This window comes from Arthrobacter sp. KUASC02 (assembly GCF_059739395.1).
Map to the genome: position 1 here is coordinate 3,159,937 of NZ_AP046053.1, position 21,056 is coordinate 3,180,992.

The window sequence follows — 21,056 nt, forward strand, 5'->3', positions numbered from 1 at the left end:
TCAGACCCCGAGGTCCAGGTAGCCGTCCAGGCCCACGGTCAGTCCGGGGTGGCCGGCCACGTTCCGCACGCCCAGCAGCACGCCGGGCATGAACGAAGCCCGGTCGAAGGAGTCGTGGCGCAGGGTCAGCTGCTCCCCCGGGCCGCCGAGGAGGACTTCCTGGTGGGCCACCAGGCCGCGGAGGCGCACGCTGTGGACGCGGATGCCGTCCACATCGCAGCCGCGGGCACCGGCCAGTTCGGTGGTGGTGGCGTCCGGGCTGGCGCCGATGCCGGCGGCGGCGCGTTCGGCTGCGATCAGCTGTGCGGTGCGGACCGCGGTGCCGGAGGGCGCGTCAACCTTGTCCGGGTGGTGCAGCTCGATGACTTCCACCGATTCGAAGTATTTGGCGGCTTTGGCGGCAAACGCCGACGCCAGCACGGAACCGAGCGCAAAGTTCGGGGCAATAAGGACGCCCACGCCGGCGCTGCGGCCCAGCAGTTCCTCAAGTTCGCCGAGCCTGCCGGCGTCCCAGCCGGTGGTGCCGACGACGGCGTGCATGCCGTGTTCGACGGCGAAGCGGACGTTCGCTTCGGTGCTTTCCGGGACCGTCAGGTCCACCACAACGCGGGCGCCGGCGTCCACCAGCTGCTCCAGGGAATCACCGCGTCCGAGGGCCGCTACGAGCTTCATGTCGGGGGCCGCTTCCACGGCTTTCACGGCCTCGGCGCCCATGCGCCCGTTCGCGCCCAGGACGGCGACGGCAAGTTGTTCGGTCATGGGCTTAACCCTACCGTCGGGCCCGCCGCCCGGATGAACCGGGACGGGAGGTTACTAGGCCCCGGCCCCGACCCATTCGACGGTCCCGTCGCTGAAGAACTGTTCCTTCCAGATGGGCACCTCCGCCTTGATCCGGTCAACGAGCTCCGAGCACACGTCGAACGCCTGGCCGCGGTGCGAGGCGGACACGGCGCACACCAGTGCGGGGTCGCCGATTTCCAGCATGCCCACCCGGTGCGCGGCCCAGATCCGCACTGTTTCGCCGCCGTCGCCCGCATGTTCGGCCACCAGCCGGGCAACGACGTCGGCCATCACCTGGTGGGCGGTCGGATGCGCACTGTAGCTGAGCCGCTCAACGGGCTTGCCGCCGTCGTGGTTCCTGACCACTCCGCTGAAGCTGACCACGGCGCCCGCCGTGTCCGATTCCACAGCGGCGATAGCCTGCGCCACGGAGATGGGCTCCGCGCTCAACACGGCGTTCACGATCTCGAATCCGGTTTCAGTGCTCATGGCTGCCTTCCAGTTGGTCGCACAGGTGGGTGATGACCGGATCAAGCACGCCCAGGCCGTCCATGACTCCCTTGGGTGATCCGGGAAGATTGACGATGAACGTCCGACCCGCCGCGCCCGCGTGTCCGCGGCTCAGCATCGCCATGGGCGTCTTCGCCAGGCCGGCCTGCCGGATACCCTCCATGATCCCCGGAATCTCGCGGTCCAGCAGGGGCACCGTCATCTCAGGGGTCAGGTCATCGGGGCTGAGTCCGGTCCCGCCGCTGGTGATGATGACCGCGGGGTGCTGCGTGAGGAGGGCGCGCAGCGCGGCGCCCACGGGCTCGCCGTCGGGCACCACCATGGCCGGGAACGTCTCGAAGCCGTGCTCCGTCAGCCAGTCGGTGATCACCGGTCCGGTTTCGTCGCGGTAGATGCCCGCAGCGGCCCGGTTGGAGGCAATAACGACGCCGGCCTTCCGGCCGGTGGCCTCTCCGTGGCGGTGCGGTTCGGGCTGCTGTCCAAAGCTGCTCATGCTGTCCAGTCCCCGCTCTTGCCGCCGCTTTTGGCCAGCACCCTGATATCGGTCAAGACGGCGTGCTTGTCCACTGCCTTGATCATGTCGTAGACGCTCAGTGCCGCCACCGATGCTGCTGTGAGGGCTTCCATTTCGACGCCGGTCACGCCCCGTGTCTTGACGGTGGCCAGCACCATGACCGAATCGCGGCCCAGTTCAAAGTCAACGGTGACCTTGGAGATGGGCAGCGGATGGCACAGCGGGATAAGCTCGGGGGTCTTCTTCGCGGCCATGATTCCTGCGACGCGGGCCACCGCCAAAGCGTCGCCCTTCGGCAGGTCGCCCGCGCCCAGGAGGGCGAGCACCTCCGCGGTGGTGCGGACCGTGGCGGTGGCTGTGGCCTCCCGCGTGGTCTCGGCCTTGCCGGAAACATCAACCATCTGCGCTGTTCCGTCACTGCGCAGATGCGTCAGCCCGGCAGCATTGTCCTCAGTGTTCACAGCGTCCATACTTCCACTTCTGCGCCCGCGGCGAGCGCAGAAGTCCCCACCGGGACATGGATGAGGGCGTTGGAGCTGGCGAGGGCATGGACCAGGTGCGATCCTGCGCCCCCTTCCAGCCGGACCGTGCCGTCCGGCAGGAGGGTTCCGCGCCGGACCTGGTGCTTGCCCGCGGGTGACTCCACCGGCCCCGCCAGCCGGGCCCGGATGGCTGGCCTCGGCGCCGGCGCCCCGAACAATGAGCTGAGGACCGGACGGAGGAATATCTCGAAGGAGACCAGGCAGCTGACCGGGTTACCCGGGAAGCCGATGAACGGAACCCCGTCGAACCGCCCGATTCCCTGCGGGCCGCCGGGCTGCATGGCCACATGCAGGAATTCCACGTCCTGGTCCGCCGTGGCCTGCCGGACCACTTCGTAGGCGCCCTTGCTGACGCCGCCAGTGGTGACGATCAGGTCCACGTGGGGGGCGCGCTCCCGCAGCATGGCGGCGAGTTCCTCCGGACTGTCCGTTGAGATCGCTGCCCGCTGGACATCCAGCCCGGCCTGGCTCATGGCTGCTTCCAAGAGCGTGCCGTTGGCGTCGTAGATCTTGCCGGGTGCCAGCCGGCCGCCGGGTTCCACCACTTCGTCCCCCGTGGTGGCGAGGAGCACTTTCAGCTTCCGGTGCACGCTGACCCCGGTGACGCCCAGTGCCGCCAGGAGCCCCAGCTGGCCCGGGCCCAGGAACGTTCCGCCGGCGAGCGCCAGCTCCCCTGAGCGGATATCGCTGCCCGCGTTCCGGACGTAGGTGCCCGGCTCCGTTGCCGGCAGCCGGACCGTGGCCGCCGTTCCGGGGTCCGGGAAGGAATCGGGAACGGCCCTCTCAATGGGCACGACGGCGTCGGCTCCGGGGGGAATCATGGCGCCGGTCATGATGGGGGCGGCCGTGCCCGGCTCCAGGGCGGCCGCGGTGGCACCGGCCGGGATGGGCGCCACCACCGTGAGGTTCGCCCCGCCGTCGGCAATGTCACTGCTGCGGACGGCAAAGCCGTCCATCTGGGAGTTGTCGAACGGCGGCAGGTCCACGGGAGCAGGGATATCCACAGCCAGCCCGCGCCCCAGCGCCGCCAGGAGCGGCAGTTCTTCGGTTCGGCCGGTTCCGGGGAGGTGGGCCAGCAGCTCCCGCACGGTGTCGCGGTGGGCCTCCACAGTGCGGGCCTGATGCCCGTCGTCGGTGCGGTGCATGCGTTCCTTACCTTGGTCCGGGCATTGTTGTCGGGTTCACTGCGTTGTCGGGTTCACTGCGGCGTCGGGTTCACTGCGGCGTTCCGCCGCTGCGGTCGTTCCCGCGAAACGTTCGGCCCGTTACGGCGTCACGTCAACTCTAATGGTGTGGAATCCGGTGGCGCCGTCCGGAGCCACCCGGGCACGCTCTTCGATCTGCGGTGCACCGTTCAGGTCCGTGGCCCTGACCTGGATCTCGTACTGCCCGGGCGTCAGGGGCACCGACAGCTGCCACTGGTACCACGTGTCCCGGGATATGCCGGGCGCAAGTTCCACCGCCTGCCAGGGGCCGCGGTTGACGCGAAGTTCCACCTTGCCGATGCCGGTGTGCTGGGCCCACGCGACGCCGCCGAAGGCCACCGTTCCGGCACGAACCGGGCGGCCGGAGCGCGGAACGTCGATGCGCGAGGACGTCTTGATGGGTCCGCGTTCGCTCCAGCCGCGGGGCGTCCAATAGCCGACGTCGTCAGCGAACCTGGTCACCTTGAGCTCAGTGAGCCACTTGGTGGCGGAAACGTAGCCGTACAGGCCCGGCACCACAAGCCGCACCGGGAAGCCGTGCTCAAGAGGCAGCGGCTCGCCGTTCATCCCGACGGCGATCAGGGCATCGCGGTCGTCGGTGAGGACCTCCAGCGGTGTGCCGGCCGTCCAGCCGTCCTTGCTGCGGGACAGCACCATGTCCGCACCGCTCCGCGGCCCTGCCATGGCCAGCAGGTCGCGGACCGGCCATCCCAGCCACAGCGCATTGCCGATCAGGTCACCGCCCACTTCGTTGGAGACGCAGGCGATGGTCACGTGGCGTTCAATCATGGGCTTGGACAGCAGCGTGGCGAAATCCAGTTCAATCTCCCGTTCCACCATGCCCGTGACCTTGAGGACCCAGGAGTCGGGGTCCACTGCCGGAACCGTGAGGGCGGTGTCGATCCGGTAGAAGTCCCGGTTGGGAGTCACCAGCGGACTGATGCCGTCAAGGTTCAGCGCAGCGCCCGCCGGAACCGGCGGAGCCGGAGACGCGGCGGCCGGCAGGGCAAGCTTGCTGCGGAATTCGCTGACTCCGACAGCGGCTCCTCGCAACGCTGCGGCAAGCCCTCCGCCAACGGCCGCGACGACGGCCCCTCCGCCAAGTGCTTGCAGGAACCGGCGCCGGCCGGCCTGGGCAGGTGACGCCGCGGCCGCCGGGGGCGCTGGCACGGCCGCTGAAGGCGCTGGCACGGCGGCTGAAGCCGCGTCCCAGTCGCGAAGGCGCGACATCAGCCACCGGAGCACCAGGATTGCGGCTGCCGCGGCAAGCAGGGGCAGCACCATGGCGTTGCCGGACGCCTGGGCGCGGCCCAGTACCGCCACGAGGCCCACAACGCCAAAGATGGAGATGACCGCAAACCCGGCGTAGCGGCGGCGCCATTCCAGAAGGCCGGCCAGTGCAGCCAGCGCCGCAATGGCCAGCCCCATGCCGACGAGCAGCGCCAACTTGTCCGCGGTACCGAACGCCGAGACCGCCCAGTCCTTGACGGCTGGCGGAACGGCGTCGATCACGGCACCGCCAACGGCCGTCATGGGCGACAGCGCCGGGCTCACGAGGGCCGCCACAAGCTCGCCGACCACCACTCCCGCGGCTACGGCCACAACACCGGCGGCAGCGGCCCACCTTGCCGCGGCTGTTGCCGGCATGGCCGCCGGGAGCCGGACTGTTGCCGACTGGGACTTGTTCACTACTCCAGCATAGGTTCGGGGCACTCGCGCGGGGCGCCTTTTCCGGCTTCAGTGGCGATCCGCCGGGATTCCGTGAGATCCGCCGGTGTCACGGGCGTGATGGTTGGCCCCAACGTGGCGTAGCCTGAATTTATGAGTGTTCAGCTTGGTATGCCGCAACCCCGGGAGGGGGCAGGTTCGGATCCGGTGGTGCCGTCGCGGCCGGCGGGCACGCCTGCGGGCCTCATGGACCGCTACGGACGCCGTGCCACGGACATGAGGCTGTCCCTGACGGACAAATGCAATCTGCGCTGCACCTATTGCATGCCGGCCGAAGGCCTCGAGTGGCTGGCCAAGCAGGCCGTGATGTCCGCCGAGGAAATCGTCAGGATAGTACGGATCGGCGTCGACCTGCTGGGCGTGCGCGAACTGCGCCTCACCGGCGGCGAACCCCTGGTCCGGGCTGACCTGCTCGACATCATTTCCGCCCTGCGCAAGGCCCACCCGCAGCTGCCGATTTCCATGACCACGAACGCCGTCGGCCTGGACAAGAAGGCAGCGGGGCTGAAAGCCGCCGGACTTTCCCGGATCAACGTTTCGCTGGATTCCCTGCACGAGGAAACGTTCGCCAAACTGACCCGCAGGCCTTTCCTGGACAAGGTCCTCGCCGGCGTGGATGCCGCGTGGGCAGCCGGACTCGGTCCCGTGAAGCTCAACGCCGTGCTGATGCGGGGAATCAACGACGCCGAATCCCCGTCCCTGCTGGCCTGGGCGCTGGACCGCGGGTACGAACTCCGCTTCATTGAACAAATGCCGCTGGACGCCGACCACGGGTGGACCCGCCGGAACATGGTCACCGCCGCCGAAATCCGCGAACTCCTGTCCGTCGATTATGTGCTCAGCGCCGATCCCAGGGACCGAGACGGCGCCCCGGCCGAACGCTTCGAGGTACGACGCCGGACGCCGGGATCCGCTGACGCCACCGGCCCCGTGCTGGGCACGGTCGGAATCATCGCCTCTGTCACCGAGCCGTTCTGCTCGGACTGCAAGCGCACCCGGATCACGGCCGAGGGCAAGATCATGAGCTGCCTGTTCTCACGCGAAGAATTCGATCTGCTGGGGCTGCTGCGCGAGGGCGCCACTGACCAGCAGCTCGCCGAACGCTGGCAGGACGCCATGTGGCTCAAGCCCAAGGCCCACGGCATGGACCACGTCGGACTGGACGCCCCGGACTTTGTCCAGCCGGACCGCAGCATGAGCGCCATCGGAGGCTAAGGCATTGAACGTACGTTACTTCGCTGCCGCGCGCGCGGCGGCAGGGGTGGAAGAGGAACGCTTTGAGCTTCCGGCCGGCTCCACCATGGAATCGCTGTTAAGCGCCGTGCTCGACGTCGACCGGCCGGCTCCGCCCGCCGGCACGCCTCCCCTTGGGAGGCTTCTTTCGCGAAGCAGTTTCCTGCTCAACGAAGTGGCCGTCCGCGACCGGTCCGTGGTCCTGGGACCGAACGACGTGGTGGACGTGCTTCCGCCGTTTGCCGGCGGGTAGGGATTCAGCGGCTAGGGATTCGGCGGCCCGACGTGACGGCCGTGTTCGGTGCCGAGGGCCAAAGCCAGCAAGGAGTTCCTGCTCCGTACCCCGCATGCCGCAAAAACCAGTTTGAACTGGTCCTGCACCGTGTAAGGGCTGATGCCCAGGGCTGCTGCCAACGCCGCAGTGTCCAGTCCGCCCGCGGCGAGCTCAAGAATGCTGCGCTGCCGCGGCGTCAGGCCAAAGCACCGGGCGAAGACGTCGAGCCTCTCCCCTGCCGGGCACTCCTGGATGGTCACAGCCAGCCTCGCTGCCGGATCTGTTCCGGCATCCAGGCGGAATGACCGCAGGACAGCCCACCGGCCCAGGCCGATCGGGACCCTGGCGGACGCCGCGTGGGAGTCCACCCCGGCCTCGACGGCCAGGAGTTGGGCCGCCACGTTGTAGACCTCGGCCGGTATGGCCTCGTAGGGGCTGGGGCCCGGTTGCAACAGACCAAGCCAGTCGCCGGCCGAGGCGCTTCGGCTTGTTACGGTCAGCTCGGTGTCCAGTGTGAGCACCGCTTGTTGGGGCAGCCCGAACGTCGGCGGCGGGTCGCGGCGGGTCTGGGCATCCCGCCGCATCTGCGCTGCCCTGCTTCGCCGCAGGCCCGCCGCGATGACGGGCGCCGCCGCTGCCAGGTGCATCGTTTCGCGTTCGGTGAATGGTCCGTCGTCGGCCGTCCGCCACAGGTCGAGCCAGCCCCAGCAGCCGTGGCCGTCGGCGAACACCGCGGACAAGACGTCCGCTACGCCGTACCGGCGGAGGACACCGTTCCACAGCGGGCTTCGCACCGGGTCTCCCCCGGTTGCCGTTCGCAGCGTCACTGCAGCCCGGCCGCCCGCCAGCAGCGACGTCCAGCGGCCTGGTGCCGTTATGTACTTCAGCCTGATCAGGGCGGGCAGTTCCTGCGGGCAGGGAGTGCGCGCCATCGGTGAGATGCCGGTGCAGGACCCGGGGTCGGTCAGGGGCCATGCAAACCACCTGAACGGAACGATGCTGCCCAGCTCGGCCAAGAGCGCTGCCCGCAAGCCGTGGTCCTCCAAGGACTCACGGCAGAGCCCTCCAATTCTGTCCAGGCTCCGGCTCACCGCCCAATTCGTGGTCATGGAAACAGTATGGCCCGCGGACACGCCCAGAATTCTGGGATACCGCGCTCCGACCGGCCGGGCCTAGCGTGAAGCATCCCTAACCACGGGACAGCCAACCGGAAGGAGAGTCTGTGATGTACACCCTGCAGATAGAGCACGGAATCAAGGATTTTAGCCTGTGGAAGTCGGCTTTCGACCGGGATCCGGTAAACCGCGCGGCTTCGGGCGTGACCGCGCACCGGATCAGCCGGCCGGTGGACGATCCGCACTACGTAGTGGTTGAGCTTGATCTGGGGAGCCGGGAGCAGGCCGAGGCCCTGCTGGCCAGCCTTCAGCAAAAGGTGTGGAATTCCCCCGCGGCGGCCCCTGCCCTCCAAGGTGCTCCGAAAACCCGGATCCTGGAGTCAGCAGGCTAAGGCTACCGGAGGGGCCTCATGTGCGGCGGCAGACGGAGGTCATGAAAGGAGTGAAGGCCGCGGCGTCCGCAAGGCGGACTTCGGAAGTGTGCGTCAGCACGCCGTCGTCCACCCGGAAGGTGTGCCGGGACGTGTCCCGTCCGTTGCGGCGCTCCACGGTGAGTACTCCGTTGTGCAGGCTGCAGCGCGTCGGGGCTTCCCGCGGCAGTCCCACGCTGTCCACGTGGTACCAGACAGTGTCCGGGTGGTCGGCGTCCATGGTGAACATGCCATGCCGCTCGAAACGGATCCCGTCATTTTCTGTGTGGCGGTAGCTTTGCAGCACCGCATACCCGCCGGCAGCCGTGGCGAAGGTCAATTCAGCAGCTGCTGTCCGTGCAGGCCTTCGTTGCGTCGCCTCGATGCGTGTGGTCCCGGTCCAATGCCCGAGGAAAGCGTGCAGCTCTTGCTGTGCAGTCCCCGGGTGCAGGCGGTCCATAGTTCCTCCAGTGTGGCCCCGGCTTCATCATCACGCCCGCGCGTGGACTTGTCCAGTTTCAGGGGCCCGGCCTAGAGGCCGAAGGTTTCGCCTTCTTCGAACGGACCCACGACCGTTACCGTCCGGGGCGCTGCAGCCAGTTCCCGCGCCAGCTCGCGCACCTGTTCCACGGTGACGCTCTTGATCTGCCGGAGCGTCTCCTCGATGTCCTGGTATTCGCCGGACACGAGCTCGGCCCGTCCCAGCCTGGACATCCGCGATCCGGTGTCCTCGAGCGCCAGGACGATCCCGCCGCAGAGCTGGCCCACGGCCTTCTTGAGTTCGTCGTCGGAAATGCCGTGCTCTGCCAGCTTGTCCAGTTCGGCGCCCAGGAGCTCAATCACCTGGCGGACCTTCGACGGTGTGCACCCCGCATACATGCCGAAGTAGCCGGCATCGGCGTAAGACGATGCAAAGGAGTATGTGGAATACACCAGGCCGCGCTTCTCGCGAACCTCCTGGAACAGCCGGGAGGACATGCCGCCGCCCAGCACCGCATTGAGCACGCTCATGACATAGCGGCGGCCGTCCGTGGCAACGATCGTGGGGCACCCCATGATGATGTTCGCCTGCTCAACGGGCCGCTTCACCACATGGAGTCCGGCCGTGCCGGAAATTTCGGCCCGATCGGTGGAGCGCCTTTCTACGGGAGCGGCACCGGGCTCCAGCGCCCAGCCCGCCTGCTGGAGCGCTTCCACCACAAGTCCGCAGACGACGTCGTGGTCCAGCCCGCCGGCGGCGGTGATGACCAGCTCGTCCGGACGGTAGTAGCGGCGGTAGTGGTCCCAGACGGAATCGCGGGCAACGGCCCGGATGGCTTCCGGGGTCCCGCCAATCGGGCGTCCCAGCGGGTGGGTTCCCAACACCGCCGCGACGAAATGCTCGTGGGCGACGTCCGTGGGGTCGTCGCTGTCCATTGCGATTTCCTCAAGGATGACGTCCCGCTCCTGCTCCATCTCCTGCGGATCCAGGACAGCGCCGGTGATCATGTCCGCGATGACGTCGATGGCCATCGGCAGGTCAGTGTCCAGGACCCGGGCGAAGTAGCACGTGCTTTCCTTCGCCGTGGCGGCGTTGGACTCCCCGCCCACCTCGTCGAAGGCGGAGGCGATTTCCAGGGCGGTGCGCCGCCGGGTGCCCTTGAACAGCAGGTGCTCCAGGAAGTGGGTGGAACCGTGCTGGCCGTGGGCTTCGTCCCGCGAACCCACGCCCACCCAGAAACCGATGGTCGCGGAGCGCTGGCCGGGCATTGCCTCCGTCAGTACACGCACACCGCCGGGGAGCACGGACCGGCGAACAACGGACCCGCCGTCGGCTCCGTGGATCAGGGTGTCTCCGGGATGGTTCTGCACCAGCGGCAGGGGTACGACAGTCATCAAGGCCTTTCAGGAAAACGGTGCCAAATCTGCCTGCCATCGTACCAGCGGACCACTCGCCCGGAACCTCATGGAGGGGCGCGGTGCGGACGGGCCCGGTTTTACGAGGCGGGGCGGCTTAACGGCGGCGGGGCCGGTGGATGATCCACCGGCCCCGCCGTCGTGCTTGGACTACGAAGTGCGTTGCAGACTACTCTGCGGCTGCCTCGACGGTCTCAGCGCTTTCAGCGCCTTCTTCCTCGGCGATAACCGGGGACAGGGACAGCTTTCCGCGGTCGTCGATCTTGGTGATTTCGACCTGGATCTTCTGGCCCACGGAGACGACGTCCTCGACGTTGTCCACGCGCTTGCCCCCGGCGATCTTGCGCAGCTCGGAGATGTGCAGCAGGCCGTCCTTGCCCGGGGTGAGGGAAATGAAGGCACCGAAGGTGGTGGTCTTGACGACCGTGCCCAGGTAGCGCTCGCCGATTTCCGGAACCTGCGGGTTGGCGATGGCGTTGATCGCGGAGCGTGCGGCGTCGGCGGACGGGCCGTTGGTGGCGCCGATGTACACGGTGCCGTCGTCCTCGATGGAGATGTCCGCGCCGGTGTCTTCCTGGATCTGGTTGATCATCTTGCCCTTGGGCCCAATGACCTCGCCGATCTTGTCCACGGGGATCTTGACCGCGATGACACGCGGAGCGAACTCGGAGAGCTCGTCCGGGGTGTCGATCGCGGAGTTGATGACCTCGAGGATGTGCAGGCGGGCTTCGCGTGCCTGCTTCAGGGCGGCGGCCAGAACGGAGGCCGGGATGCCGTCGAGCTTCGTGTCCAGCTGGATGGCCGTGACGAATTCGGAGGTACCGGCAACCTTGAAGTCCATGTCACCGAAAGCATCTTCGGCGCCCAGGATGTCCGTGAGTGCTGCGTAACGGGTCTGGCCGTCAACCTGGTCGGAAACCAGGCCCATGGCGATGCCGGCAACGGCAGCCTTCAGCGGCACACCGGCGTTGAGCATCGACAGCGTGGAGGCGCAGACGGAACCCATCGACGTCGAACCGTTGGAGCTGAGGGCTTCAGACACCTGGCGGATGGCGTAGGGGAATTCCTCGCGGGACGGCAGCACGGGCACGAGCGCGCGCTCGGCCAGGGCGCCGTGACCGATTTCGCGGCGCTTGGGCGAGCCCACGCGGCCGGTCTCACCGGTGGAGTACGGCGGGAAGTTGTAGTTGTGCATGTAGCGCTTGCGCGTTACCGGCGACAGCGAGTCGATCTGCTGTTCCATCTTCAGCATGTTCAGCGTGGTGACACCCATGATCTGGGTTTCGCCGCGCTCGAAGATAGCCGAACCGTGAACGCGGGGCAGAACCTCGACCTCGGCGGTGAGCTGGCGGATGTCCGTCAGGCCGCGGCCGTCGATGCGGATCTGGTCCTTCAGGATGCGCTGGCGCACAACCTGCTTGGTCACCGAGCGGAACGCTGCGGACAGTTCCTTCTCGCGTCCCTCGAACTGGCCGGCGAGCGAAGAGGTGACTTCGTCCTTGAGCTCGTCCGAAGCGGTGTCGCGCTCCTGCTTGTCAGCGATCTGGAAGACAGCAGCAAGCTTCTCAGCAGCGGCAGCCTCAACAGCGGCGTAGACGTCGTCCTCGTAGTCGAGGAAGACCGGGAATTCGACGGTCGGCTTGGCGGCGCGGGCAGCCAGGTCGGCTTGGGCGTCGCAGAGTGCCTTGATGAACGGCTTGGCAGCCTCGAGGCCCTCGGAAACAACCTCTTCGGTGGGAGCGGTGGCGCCCTGTTCCTTGATGAGGTTCCAGGAGTTGTCGGTCGCTTCGGCTTCAACCATCATGATGGCGACGTCGTCACCGGCAATGCGGCCGGCTACAACCATGTTGAATACGGAGTTCTCGAGCTGCGAGTGCTTCGGGAACGCAACCCACTGCGAGCCCTGCTCGTCAGCCACGAGGGCAACGCGGACGCCGCCGATCGGGCCGGAGAACGGCAGGCCGGAGAGCTGGGTGGACATGGACGAGGCGTTGATGGCCACGACGTCGTAGAGCTCGTCCGGGTTGATCGCCAGGACGGTGACGACGATCTGGACCTCGTTGCGCAGGCCCTTGATGAAGGCCGGACGCAGCGGGCGGTCCATGAGGCGGCAAGCCAGGATGGCTTCGGTGGACGGGCGGCCTTCGCGGCGGAAGAACGAACCCGGGATGCGGCCGGCGGCGTACATACGCTCTTCGACGTCAACGGTCAGCGGGAAGAAGTCGAAACCTTCACGCGGGTGCTTGCCGGCGGTGGTTGCGGACAGCAGCGCGGTGTCTTCGTCGATGTACACCATGGCTGCGCCGGCTGCCTGCTTGGCAAGACGGCCGGTTTCGAAGCGGATTACACGCTTGCCAAAGCGGCCATTGTCAATGACGGCTTCTGAGAACTGGATTTCGGGACCCTCCAAGAGAGTCACCTCCGTTTCTTGGTTAACGGAAGTCCAGCCGCATCAACCCAGTCCAGCATCTGTCTACTGGCCTGCACTGCACCCGGTCATCGATCGAGACCCACGGGCCGGGCTTCACTCTTCGAAGCCGTTCCCGGGAATCACTACCGAGGACCGCGAATGCGTGATGCGGTTGATCCTCCTGTTTAGTTTTTGTACTGCAGGAGGCGGCCCGTCCGGGTGGGATGGGCCGCCCCTTGGAGCTGACTAGCGGCGCAGGCCGAGGCGCTCGATGAGCGCACGGTAGCGTGCAATGTCAGTGTTCTTGAGGTAGGTGAGCATACGCTTGCGACGGCCAACCATGGCCAGCAGACCGCGCTGGGTGTGGAAGTCGTGCTTGTGCTCCTTCATGTGCTCAGTGAGATCCTTGATCCGCTGAGTCAGGACTGCAACCTGGACCTCCGGTGAACCGGTGTCGCCTTCGGACGTTGCGAAATCCTTGATGATGGACTGCTTTACAGCGGCGTCAAGTGCCACAATAACTCCTAGAGATGTGCCGTGAGGCCCGAATCAGTAATTCACTGCCGGGTGTGCCTGCGCGGAAATCCCCGCAAATTCGGGGATTCCATTACATGACAAGAGCCAGCCGCCACGGACTGCAGCCGGATCCAACGTTTAGTTTACCGGCCCGGCCGCAATCTTGTCGAAACCTGCCCCGCGGCCGCCTACGGCGGCCCCTTACGCGCGCGCCAGCAGATCGCGGATCGCGGCAACGCCGCGGTAGACCTCCGTGAAGGATGTACTCAGCGGCGACAGCCCGATGCGGATGCCTTGCGGAGCGCGGAAGTCCGGGATGACGTCCTGGGCCCAGAGCTCTGCTGTCATTTGGCGGAAGTCCGGGTGGTCCACAGTGATGTGGCTCCCCCGCTGCTCCGCCTCCCGCGGCGTGGCCAGCTGCACGCCGGCAGGAGCCAGCCACGCATCATGGAGTTCGAGGGCATACGCCGTCAGCTTCCGGGACTTTTCCCGCAACGCGGACATGCCGGCCTCTTCGATCAGGTCCAGGGTGCCGCGCATGGCGATCATGCCGAAAATTGCCGGCGTTCCGCTGAGGAATCCGCGGATCCCCGGAGCCGGCTCATAGCCGGCGGCCATTTCGAAGGCATCCTTGCGGCCCATCCATCCCCAGATCGGCTGGCTCAACCCGGGCAGGTGGCGGGCGTTGATGTACGCGAAGGCCGGGGAGCCCGGCCCGCCGTTGAGGTACTTGTACGTGCAGCCGGCGGCGAAGTCGACGCCGGCGGCGTCGAGCTCGATCTCCACCGACCCCGCCGAATGGCACAGGTCCCACACCACCAGCGCGCCGGCGTCGTGCACTGCAGCGGTGATGGCCGGCAGGTCGGCGAGGTAGCCGGAGCGGTAGGCGATCTGGCTCAGGACCACGACGGCGGTGGACGGCCCTGTTGCCTCCCGCACCTGGTCTACGCTTACGCCGGCGGCGGGATCGGCGTCGATCCAACGCAGCGTCAGTCCTTCTTCGCGGGCGATGCCTTCCAGGAGGTAGCGGTCCGTCGGAAAGTTGTCCGTGTCCAGCACGATTTCGGTCCTGGCGGGGTCCTTGACGGCGGCGAGGGCTGCGCGGACCAGCTTGTAGAGGACAACGGTGGTGGAGTCGGCGATGATGGTCTGCCCGGGAGCCGCGCCAAGCACCGCCCGGCCAAGCTGGTCGCCGATGGCTTCCGGCAGGGCGAGCCATTCCTCGTCCCAGCCGCGGATCAGCCGGCCGCCCCAGTTCTCCTGGATAAAGGCGCTGATGTCCGTGACGGTCCGCTTGAGCGGGCGGCCCAGTGAGTTTCCGTCCAGGTAGGACAGGTCAGTGTCGGTTCCGACGAAGTGGTCGCGGTAGCCGGCCAGCGGGTCCGCGGCATCAAGCTCGACGGCGCGCTGCAGCAGGGCGTCCTGGGTCCCGTGAACCGTGCTCATTGGCCGATCTCCGTCCGGACGGCGAAAAGTTCTGGGAAGAAGGTCAGTTCCAGGGCCTTCTGCAGGAACGCGGCGCCGCTGGAGCCGCCGGTGCCCGACTTCATGCCGATGGTCCGTTGCACCGTCCGCAAATGCCGGAACCGCCACAGCTGGAAGTTGTCTTCCAGGTCCACGAGTTCCTCGCATGCCTCGTAGGCGCCCCAGTTGTCCGCCGCGTTTTCGTAGATGTGCTTGAACACGGGGACGAGTTCGGGGCAGAATTCGTGGGCTTTGGTGACGTCGCGTTCCAGCAGGGATGCAGGAATGGCGAAGCCCTGGCGGTTGAGGTACGCCAGGAATTCGTCGTAGATGCTGGGCGCTTCAAGGACGTGGCGCAGCTGCTCGTGGGCCTCGGGATCGGATTCGAACACGGGAAGCATCTTGCGGTTTTTGTTGCCGAGGACGAACTCCACCGCCCGGTACTGGCTGGACTGGAATCCGGAGGAGTTGCCCAGGAAACCGCGGAACTGCGAATACTCGGTGGGCGTCAGCGTGGCCAGCACGGACCATTGCTCAGTCAGGGTCTTCTGGATGTGCTTGACGCGCGCAATCGCCTTCAGGGCGGAGCCGAGGTCGTCGCTGCGGAGCCAGGCCGCGGCGCTGCGCAGCTCGTGAAGGACCAGCTTCAGCCACAGTTCGGTGGTCTGGTGCTGGATGATGAAGAGCAGTTCGTCGTGGTGCTCCGGATCGCTGACCGGCTGCTGCGCACTGAGCAGTGTGGGAAGCTGCAAGTACGACGCGTAGCTCATCCGTGAACTGAAATCCCGGACGATGTCCTTTTCCAGTTTCCTCGTGTTCTTCTCAACGGACACAGCGGTGCCTTCCTTGCCAGTGACTGGGGTCAGCGCCGGAACAGGATGTCGTGGGCCTGGACGACGTCCAGGCGCATCTGTTCGACGAGCGCTTCCGGCCCACGGTACGCCACCATGCCCCGCAGCCGTGCCGCGAACTCCACCACTACTGTCTGGCCGTACAGATCGAAGTTCTCAACCGGTTCTTCCGGGCGGTCGATGACGTGTGCCTCGACCTGCCGGCTCACGCCGTCGAACGTGGGGTTGGAACCCACGGAGATGGCAGCCGGCCACCTCGTGCCGGCCTGGTCCACGAGCCAGCCGGCGTAGATGCCGTCGGCCGGGATGTAGCCGCTGGCTTCGGAGGCCAGGTTGGCGGTGGGGAAACCCAGCGCACGGCCGCGGGCGGCGCCGTGGACCACTTCTCCGCGCATCCGGTGCGGGCGGCCCAGCACGGCAGCCGCCGTGGTGACGTCTCCGTCCCGCAGCGCCTCACGCACCCAGGTGGACGAGCAACGGCGGTCCTCACCGCCGTCGTCGTGGATGGGGAACCCTTCGGAGCCGAACTCACTGATGACCTGCACGGTAAAGCCGAACTTCTCCCCCAGTTCCTGCATGGTGGACAGGTCGCCGGAGTTGCCGCGGCCAAAGCGGGCGTCATGGCCGATCACCACATGGCTGGCCTTGAGGCTGTCGACTAGGACCCCGGAGACAAATTCTTCAGGTGTCAGGCTGGCGAGCTCCAGGGAGTATTTCATGACCAGGACGGCATCCAACCCCAGCTCGCCGAGGGCAACGAGCTTGTCCTCGAGGCCCATGATGAGCTCCGGTGCGGACTCGGGCCGGTGCACCTGTGCCGGGTGGGGGTCAAATGTCACTGCGACAGCGCGCGCGCCGTTGAGGCGGGCCGTGCGGATCAGCTGGGAAAGTACCTGCTGGTGCCCGCGGTGTACCCCGTCGAAATTGCCGAACGTGACAACGGTAGGGCCGAAGTCCGCGGGGACCTCGGACGGATCGTTCCAGATGTGGACCATCAACCTCGCCTTTTACTGCCTGCCATTGACTCGTCCGAAAACCGCGCCGGGCCCGGAACTCTCCTAGATTACCCGCATTTGCCTGTGCTAACCGACGCCGATGCCGGCCCCGGCTTCCGCCGCCCCGTCCTTTCCTTCCCCGGCCTCCCGCCCGGGACTAGGATGCAAGGGCAGCATCCGGCGACGCAACTGCGCGCCGCAGCCAACGATGCCCGCGCTGCCCGCCGGGCTGAAGGAGAGTCCTATGACTGACATCCGCGAGATTTTGGAACAGATTCCTGTTGACCAGATTGCCGGATTGCTAGGCACGGACCGGGAGTCCGCCCAGGCCGCCGTGGAGGCCGCGGTGCCCACCCTCCTTGCGGGCATGCAGAGCAACGCACAGGCGCCGGAGGGTGCGGCCTCCCTGGAGTCGGCACTGGCCCAGCACCAGGACGGGCTCATTGCAGGCGGTGTGGACGTTTCGCAGGTGGACACGTCCGACGGCGAGAAGATTGTCAGCCATGTTTTCGGCGGCCAGCAGGACCAAGTGGCCAGCCAGCTCGCAGGGACGGCCAACCTGGGCGGCGTTGGCGGAGACCTCGTCCGGAAACTCCTGCCCATTCTCGCGCCGATCGTGATGTCCTACCTCGCCAACAAGATCCTCGGCGGACGGAATGCGGGTGGCGTTGCGGGCGGCGACTCTTCCGGCAACACTGGCGGACCCGGGGGCATCGATCTCGGCGGCATTCTGGGTGGCATTCTTGGCGGCGCTTCGCAGGGCGGCGCCGCGGGGCAGGGCGGACTCGGCGACATCCTTGGGGGCATTTTCGGCGGAGACGCCCAAGGCGGGCAGCAGTCCAGCAATGCGGTAGTACCGGAGACCGTCAACGACTCGGCCCCGCAGGCTCCGGCCCCGCAGGCTCCGACGGGTCCGCTGGGGCAGCCGATCCAGCAGGGCGGTGCGCCCGTTCCGGGCGAGTTGATCGACGTCGACCTCCCCGGTGAGCGCACCCAGGACCAGACCGGTGAGCGCGCCGAGGAGCGAAAGAACGACGACGGCGGGCTCGGCGGGCTGTTGGGCGGGCTCTTCGGGAAGAAATAGCCTGGCGGCCTGATGCTCCCGCACCATCGTGGTGCGGGAGCATCATCGTGCCTGGTCCGGATTTAGGGCCGGGCGGATTCTCCGGTGGCATCCACGGGCCCTGACGTGGCTGTTGCCACCTGTGTCAGCCAGTTGTCCAGTTCCCTGGGCTTGCGAAACACCAGCACCGGCGGCATGTCCGGATCGGCCTGCCATGCCCTGAAGACCCGCTTTTTCCTGGCAAATGAGTTGAAATGCCAGTAGAAGATCGAGTCTTTCGCAAAGAGCCTCGCCAGCGTTTCTACGTTTCCATTGCAGACGGGCTGCCTGGTGATGACTCGGCGTACCGAGCGGCGGGTCAGCCTGGCAAGCGACAGCCAGCGGGGATAGTCCAGCGCTACGACTAGTTCCGCCCAGGGTACCACGATGTCGCGCCAAACGCCGTAGGCGCTGTCCAGGACCCAGGAATCGCGGGCCGCCACGTCCGTTGCGATCTCGCGTTGCTGTTCGACGCTGCGCTGCTGCCAGCCGGGAAGCCAGCCAATGTCGTCGTCCGCGGAAAACTCCGGGAGCCCGGAGGCAGCGGCATAAGCGTGGGCGGCCGAAGACTTGCCGCTACCCGTAACGCCGTAGAACAGAACCCGGGCTGGAATTGGCGGAATGGATTTCACGGGCTGCTCCCCCTATTTTGCTCGGCACTCTGCCGTCCGTTGACGCCGGCGCACCGCGATTTGCCACGATAGCACCCGGCTGAATCTGCCGCCGTCGGAGACTGCCCCGACCTGCTGCTGCAAACCTCGGCCATGTAACACTGGTCCGATGCCAGAGTTCAGCGTTCACGACAGCAGCGACCTTTGCGACGCGGAAGTCATTGCCTTGTACGAATCCGTGGGTTGGACCAGCTACACAGCTGAACCCGCCGTACTCCTCCGCGCGCTCCAGGGATCAGGCTTTGTGGTGACCTGCCGCAATGAGGCAGGAAAGCTCGTCGGCCTGGCACGCGGAATTTCGGACGACGCCACCATCTGCTACGTACAGGACATCCTGGTCCACCCGGCAGTTCAAGGTTCCGGCGCCGGCCGGGCCATGCTGGAAGCCATCCAGTCCAGGTACGGGCATGTCCGGCAGACGGTGCTCATCACGGACAACGAACCTGGACAACGCGCGTTCTACGAGGCCCTCGGATTCACAGAAGGCTCGGATTTCAGGCCGGAACCGCTGAGGATGTTCGCCCTCTTCCGGTAGTCCGGGATGCCGGCCGGGCGGCGGGCCCGTGCAGTCGTCATGGGATCTCGACAGCGCGTGGTTTGAACCGCTGCCGCCTCACTCGAGTCGGAAGTAGTTGTTTCTTCGCGGGATTTGTCGTGGGTCGATGTGGGGTGGCGGGATGAACCAGGGGATCCCGGTTTTGACGTGGATTTGCCACTGCTCTTTGTGGATCAGGTGGTGGTGGTGACTGCAGAGCAGGGTGCCGTTGTCTGTGCTGGTGGTTCCGCCGTGTGACCAGTAGGTGATGTGGTGGGCTTCGCACCAGGGTGTGGGGATGGTGCAGCCCGGGAAGGCGCAGCCTTGGTCGCGGGCGGCGAGGGCTTTTCGGATGTGCGGCGGGAAGACCCGGGTGGTGCGGCCGATGTCGAGGATGCGCCCCTGGCTGCCGAGGAGGACGGGGATGATGTCGGCGTCGCAGGCGATCTTGCGGACGGTGGCGGCGGTGACGGGGCCGGTGAACGTGAATAAGCCCGTCCCCGGGATGCCGGTGCCGTGTTCGAGGTTCTCCAGCCGGGCCAGGAGGTCGCGGTAGTCGATGGTGACCATGACCTGGGGCCGGAGCCCTCCAGCGGCAGGAAGGCCGCCTGTGGTCAGGCCTGCTTTGACCGCGCCGACGAGGCCGTCCAGGAGCTGCTGCGGCCGGGTCCGCTGGTCCAGATCATCCAAGGCGCCGGTGCTGTTGTCGCCGGCGCTGCCCTCACCCGGTTGGGTGCGGGGGTTGGTGGCGGTGTTCATCGCCGTCAGCAGGTGCTCGGATTGCTCGGTGGTGGCGAAGATTTCCATCCGCTGGAGTCCCCGGCGGGGCTGGCGGATGAACACACCCTGACGTTGCCGGAGTTCGGTGTCGGTGGGTTCGGACCCGTCCTGGTCGATCGCCTCCGTCCATTGCCTGGCGACGCGGGCGACGAAGTCGGTGTCGTGCTCCACCGCGGCCCGGGTCAAGGCGTGTTCCATCCGGCCGGCAACTTCCGCATCCGCGTGGTGGCCGACCCTGTCCAGGGCGAGGGTGATGATGGTCGCGGAGCGGGACGCGACGGTCCCGGCTGCGACGGCGGCGGCGAGTTCGGGCCGCTCCGGTGGTTGGGTGTGTCCCGTGATGCCGGTGCGGGGCAGGACCGCCTCGGCCAGGGCGAGCCGCCGGCGGGCTTCGCCGGCACCGATCCGCAGCCGGGCACGGAGGAACTCGGTGGTGTTCCGGCAGCCGTCGTCCGCAGGGTCCGGTTCCGCGGGGACCGAAGCTTCGCCACTCACTGCCGTTTTGGCAGCCTGGCTGGTGTCGTTTGGGCTGGTGTCCGCTTCGCTGGTGGCCCAGTCGATGGGACCGTGCACGGCGGTCGCTTCACCCCACCCGGTGGTCCAACCAACCCCGGACCCCGAGCCAGCCCGTGCAGCAGCAGAGGCCTCCCGCCGGGTCCGGTCCACGGACCCGGCGGCAACCACTTGCAGGTATTCCGTCGTCCGGGCAATACCCTCGACAATCGCCGCGAAGTCAGCCGCTTCGCGGAAGCCCATCCCCGCAGCGTCGGTGAGCGCCGTCGAACTCAAAGCACCCAGCAGCGCAAGGATCCGGGCGACATCACCGGACCCGCCGCCGTCGGACGCTAACGCCTGAGAAGGCTGCGCTCCGGCGGGCAGGCGGCGCAGGCCCGGACCGGAAGAGAACCGGACAGCAGAAGCGGCGGCGGGCAATGCCGCCCACCGCAACGGCCCTCCTGCAACTGTGAGTTCCCCCAAGACCTCCATGGGATAACTCTGCCGCGAGGGTCCGACAATTTACGGCCGCTGTGTCAGGCCGACCGTGACCCTGCTGACGGTGAATTCACTGACGGCCGCCGCCTGTACAGCCACACAAGGCCAAGGATGGGAAGCAGCAGCGGGACAAATGCGTAACCGCGGCCGAAGAGGGACCAGACGGTCTCGTGCGGGAAGTTGACGGAGTCGAAAATGCTGAGCGCTCCGACCACCACCACGCCAATCAGTTCCACGAGGACGGCCGCCACGGACACCTTGAACCACGTCCTGCCCGGCCTCGCCAGGGAGATCGTGGCGACGACATAGACGAGTGCCGCGAACGCCGAGAGCAGGTACGCAAGCGGCGCCTCGTTGAACTTGGTGAGAATCTGGTAGCCGGCGCGCGCCGTGGCGGAGATGGCGAACACTGCGTAGACGGCGATCAGCAGCCGCCCGGGCCCGGTGTTCCGGGTGTCCTTGGACTGGGCCTTTGGTGCCGCGTCGGTCTTGTTGACGGGGGTTTGCGGAGTCACGTCTTGTGCTTCTTCCA

At 67.0% G+C, this 21,056-nt stretch carries 22 protein-coding genes; 5 read left to right on the forward strand and 17 right to left on the reverse strand.

The genetic code is table 11. The annotated features are described in order from the left end of the window. The 6 genes from dapB to AC6JAC_RS14675 form a co-directional block, all read right to left on the reverse strand. Nucleotides 1-759 (reverse strand): 4-hydroxy-tetrahydrodipicolinate reductase, encoded by a 759-nt coding sequence (dapB, locus tag AC6JAC_RS14650; RefSeq protein WP_028271956.1) that lies wholly within the window; start codon nt 757-759, stop codon nt 1-3. Nucleotides 760-813: 54 nt separating this feature from the next. Further along, nucleotides 814-1,269, reverse strand: a complete 456-nt coding sequence (locus AC6JAC_RS14655; protein ID WP_028271957.1) for a molybdenum cofactor biosynthesis protein MoaE — start codon at nt 1,267-1,269, stop codon at nt 814-816. After that, nucleotides 1,259-1,783: a MogA/MoaB family molybdenum cofactor biosynthesis protein gene (locus AC6JAC_RS14660; protein ID WP_055798383.1), complete on the reverse strand. Its 525-nt coding sequence runs from the start codon at nt 1,781-1,783 to the stop codon at nt 1,259-1,261. The genes AC6JAC_RS14655 and AC6JAC_RS14660 overlap by 11 nt, the downstream gene beginning before the upstream one ends. Continuing rightward, nucleotides 1,780-2,274: a cyclic pyranopterin monophosphate synthase MoaC gene (gene moaC, locus AC6JAC_RS14665; protein ID WP_497965199.1), complete on the reverse strand. Its 495-nt coding sequence runs from the start codon at nt 2,272-2,274 to the stop codon at nt 1,780-1,782. The genes AC6JAC_RS14660 and moaC overlap by 4 nt, the downstream gene beginning before the upstream one ends. Beyond that, nucleotides 2,262-3,491 (reverse strand): molybdopterin molybdotransferase MoeA, encoded by a 1,230-nt coding sequence (locus AC6JAC_RS14670; protein WP_497965201.1) that lies wholly within the window; start codon nt 3,489-3,491, stop codon nt 2,262-2,264. Before AC6JAC_RS14670 ends, moaC begins: the two co-directional genes overlap by 13 nt. A gap of 120 nt (nt 3,492-3,611) precedes the next feature. Next, nucleotides 3,612-5,198, reverse strand: coding sequence for a molybdopterin-dependent oxidoreductase (locus AC6JAC_RS14675; protein ID WP_497966832.1), 1,587 nt, complete (start codon nt 5,196-5,198; stop codon nt 3,612-3,614). Nucleotides 5,199-5,372: 174 nt separating this feature from the next. On the opposite strand from AC6JAC_RS14675, the gene moaA reads away from it, so the two are divergent. Together moaA and AC6JAC_RS14685 are read left to right on the forward strand one after the other, a co-directional pair. Then, nucleotides 5,373-6,494, forward strand: coding sequence for a GTP 3',8-cyclase MoaA (gene moaA / locus AC6JAC_RS14680; protein WP_497965203.1), 1,122 nt, complete (start codon nt 5,373-5,375; stop codon nt 6,492-6,494). A gap of 4 nt (nt 6,495-6,498) precedes the next feature. Further along, a complete protein-coding gene (locus tag AC6JAC_RS14685; protein WP_497965205.1) occupies nt 6,499-6,765 on the forward strand; it encodes a MoaD/ThiS family protein in 267 nt (88 codons plus the stop codon). 11 nt (nt 6,766-6,776) lie between these two features. Here the strand turns inward: AC6JAC_RS14685 and AC6JAC_RS14690 are convergent, their stop codons facing one another. After that, complete coding sequence (locus tag AC6JAC_RS14690) at nt 6,777-7,895, reverse strand: helix-turn-helix transcriptional regulator (protein WP_497965207.1); 1,119 nt, start codon at nt 7,893-7,895, stop codon at nt 6,777-6,779. A gap of 116 nt (nt 7,896-8,011) precedes the next feature. Between AC6JAC_RS14690 and AC6JAC_RS14695 the strand changes: the two genes are divergently transcribed. Then, nucleotides 8,012-8,293 (forward strand): hypothetical protein, encoded by a 282-nt coding sequence (locus AC6JAC_RS14695; RefSeq protein ID WP_454699913.1) that lies wholly within the window; start codon nt 8,012-8,014, stop codon nt 8,291-8,293. A gap of 16 nt (nt 8,294-8,309) precedes the next feature. On the opposite strand, the gene AC6JAC_RS14700 is transcribed toward AC6JAC_RS14695, so the two are convergent. The 7 genes from AC6JAC_RS14700 to AC6JAC_RS14730 all read right to left on the reverse strand — a co-directional run bounded on the left by AC6JAC_RS14700 (nt 8,310) and on the right by AC6JAC_RS14730 (nt 16,443). Then, entirely contained in the window at nt 8,310-8,771 is a 462-nt protein-coding gene (locus AC6JAC_RS14700) for a DUF1579 domain-containing protein (RefSeq protein WP_497965209.1), read from the reverse strand. 71 nt (nt 8,772-8,842) lie between these two features. Next, nucleotides 8,843-10,186 carry a M16 family metallopeptidase gene (locus tag AC6JAC_RS14705; RefSeq protein ID WP_497965211.1) on the reverse strand — a complete coding sequence of 448 codons (1,344 nt, stop codon included), beginning with the start codon at nt 10,184-10,186 and terminating at the stop codon, nt 8,843-8,845. Between the two features lie 190 nt (nt 10,187-10,376). Then, nucleotides 10,377-12,617 carry a polyribonucleotide nucleotidyltransferase gene (locus AC6JAC_RS14710; protein WP_028271968.1) on the reverse strand — a complete coding sequence of 747 codons (2,241 nt, stop codon included), beginning with the start codon at nt 12,615-12,617 and terminating at the stop codon, nt 10,377-10,379. Between the two features lie 246 nt (nt 12,618-12,863). Further along, on the reverse strand, nt 12,864-13,133 hold the full coding sequence (gene rpsO / locus AC6JAC_RS14715) for a 30S ribosomal protein S15 (protein WP_028271969.1): 270 nt from the start codon (nt 13,131-13,133) through the stop codon (nt 12,864-12,866). A 201-nt stretch (nt 13,134-13,334) separates the two neighbouring features. Further along, nucleotides 13,335-14,579 (reverse strand): kynureninase, encoded by a 1,245-nt coding sequence (gene kynU, locus AC6JAC_RS14720; RefSeq protein WP_028271970.1) that lies wholly within the window; start codon nt 14,577-14,579, stop codon nt 13,335-13,337. Continuing rightward, a complete protein-coding gene (gene kynA, locus AC6JAC_RS14725; protein ID WP_028271971.1) occupies nt 14,576-15,430 on the reverse strand; it encodes a tryptophan 2,3-dioxygenase in 855 nt (284 codons plus the stop codon). Before kynA ends, kynU begins: the two co-directional genes overlap by 4 nt. A gap of 29 nt (nt 15,431-15,459) precedes the next feature. Beyond that, complete coding sequence (locus AC6JAC_RS14730; protein WP_028271972.1) at nt 15,460-16,443, reverse strand: bifunctional riboflavin kinase/FAD synthetase; 984 nt, start codon at nt 16,441-16,443, stop codon at nt 15,460-15,462. 244 nt (nt 16,444-16,687) lie between these two features. On the opposite strand from AC6JAC_RS14730, the gene AC6JAC_RS14735 reads away from it, so the two are divergent. Further along, nucleotides 16,688-17,527, forward strand: a complete 840-nt coding sequence (locus AC6JAC_RS14735) for a DUF937 domain-containing protein (protein WP_043439082.1) — start codon at nt 16,688-16,690, stop codon at nt 17,525-17,527. A gap of 62 nt (nt 17,528-17,589) precedes the next feature. On the opposite strand, the gene AC6JAC_RS14740 is transcribed toward AC6JAC_RS14735, so the two are convergent. Continuing rightward, nucleotides 17,590-18,177 (reverse strand): P-loop NTPase family protein, encoded by a 588-nt coding sequence (locus tag AC6JAC_RS14740; protein WP_028271973.1) that lies wholly within the window; start codon nt 18,175-18,177, stop codon nt 17,590-17,592. Nucleotides 18,178-18,325: 148 nt separating this feature from the next. Here AC6JAC_RS14740 and AC6JAC_RS14745 point away from each other — a divergent pair, with 148 nt between their 5' ends. After that, nucleotides 18,326-18,751, forward strand: coding sequence for a GNAT family N-acetyltransferase (locus AC6JAC_RS14745; RefSeq protein WP_028271974.1), 426 nt, complete (start codon nt 18,326-18,328; stop codon nt 18,749-18,751). Nucleotides 18,752-18,829: 78 nt separating this feature from the next. On the opposite strand, the gene AC6JAC_RS14750 is transcribed toward AC6JAC_RS14745, so the two are convergent. After that, nucleotides 18,830-20,518, reverse strand: a complete 1,689-nt coding sequence (locus AC6JAC_RS14750; RefSeq protein ID WP_497965215.1) for an HNH endonuclease signature motif containing protein — start codon at nt 20,516-20,518, stop codon at nt 18,830-18,832. 44 nt (nt 20,519-20,562) lie between these two features. Beyond that, nucleotides 20,563-21,039, reverse strand: a complete 477-nt coding sequence (locus tag AC6JAC_RS14755) for a hypothetical protein (protein ID WP_043439233.1) — start codon at nt 21,037-21,039, stop codon at nt 20,563-20,565. Nucleotides 21,040-21,056: the final 17 nt, after the last annotated feature.

What these genes read in the sequence shown, in the direction of transcription:
- dapB (WP_028271956.1), bottom strand. Translation starts at nt 759, where the DNA reads ATGACCGAACAACTTGCCGTCGCCGTCCTGGGCGCGAACGGGCGCATG.
- AC6JAC_RS14655 (WP_028271957.1), bottom strand. Translation starts at nt 1,269, where the DNA reads ATGAGCACTGAAACCGGATTCGAGATCGTGAACGCCGTGTTGAGCGCG.
- AC6JAC_RS14660 (WP_055798383.1), bottom strand. Translation starts at nt 1,783, where the DNA reads ATGAGCAGCTTTGGACAGCAGCCCGAACCGCACCGCCACGGAGAGGCC.
- moaC (WP_497965199.1), bottom strand. Translation starts at nt 2,274, where the DNA reads ATGGACGCTGTGAACACTGAGGACAATGCTGCCGGGCTGACGCATCTG.
- AC6JAC_RS14670 (WP_497965201.1), bottom strand. Translation starts at nt 3,491, where the DNA reads ATGCACCGCACCGACGACGGGCATCAGGCCCGCACTGTGGAGGCCCAC.
- AC6JAC_RS14675 (WP_497966832.1), bottom strand. Translation starts at nt 5,198, where the DNA reads ATGCCGGCAACAGCCGCGGCAAGGTGGGCCGCTGCCGCCGGTGTTGTG.
- moaA (WP_497965203.1), top strand. Translation starts at nt 5,373, where the DNA reads ATGAGTGTTCAGCTTGGTATGCCGCAACCCCGGGAGGGGGCAGGTTCG.
- AC6JAC_RS14690 (WP_497965207.1), bottom strand. Translation starts at nt 7,895, where the DNA reads ATGACCACGAATTGGGCGGTGAGCCGGAGCCTGGACAGAATTGGAGGG.
- AC6JAC_RS14695 (WP_454699913.1), top strand. Translation starts at nt 8,012, where the DNA reads ATGTACACCCTGCAGATAGAGCACGGAATCAAGGATTTTAGCCTGTGG.
- AC6JAC_RS14700 (WP_497965209.1), bottom strand. Translation starts at nt 8,771, where the DNA reads ATGGACCGCCTGCACCCGGGGACTGCACAGCAAGAGCTGCACGCTTTC.
- AC6JAC_RS14705 (WP_497965211.1), bottom strand. Translation starts at nt 10,186, where the DNA reads ATGACTGTCGTACCCCTGCCGCTGGTGCAGAACCATCCCGGAGACACC.
- kynU (WP_028271970.1), bottom strand. Translation starts at nt 14,579, where the DNA reads ATGAGCACGGTTCACGGGACCCAGGACGCCCTGCTGCAGCGCGCCGTC.
- AC6JAC_RS14730 (WP_028271972.1), bottom strand. Translation starts at nt 16,443, where the DNA reads ATGGTCCACATCTGGAACGATCCGTCCGAGGTCCCCGCGGACTTCGGC.
- AC6JAC_RS14735 (WP_043439082.1), top strand. Translation starts at nt 16,688, where the DNA reads ATGACTGACATCCGCGAGATTTTGGAACAGATTCCTGTTGACCAGATT.
- AC6JAC_RS14745 (WP_028271974.1), top strand. Translation starts at nt 18,326, where the DNA reads ATGCCAGAGTTCAGCGTTCACGACAGCAGCGACCTTTGCGACGCGGAA.
- AC6JAC_RS14750 (WP_497965215.1), bottom strand. Translation starts at nt 20,518, where the DNA reads ATGGAGGTCTTGGGGGAACTCACAGTTGCAGGAGGGCCGTTGCGGTGG.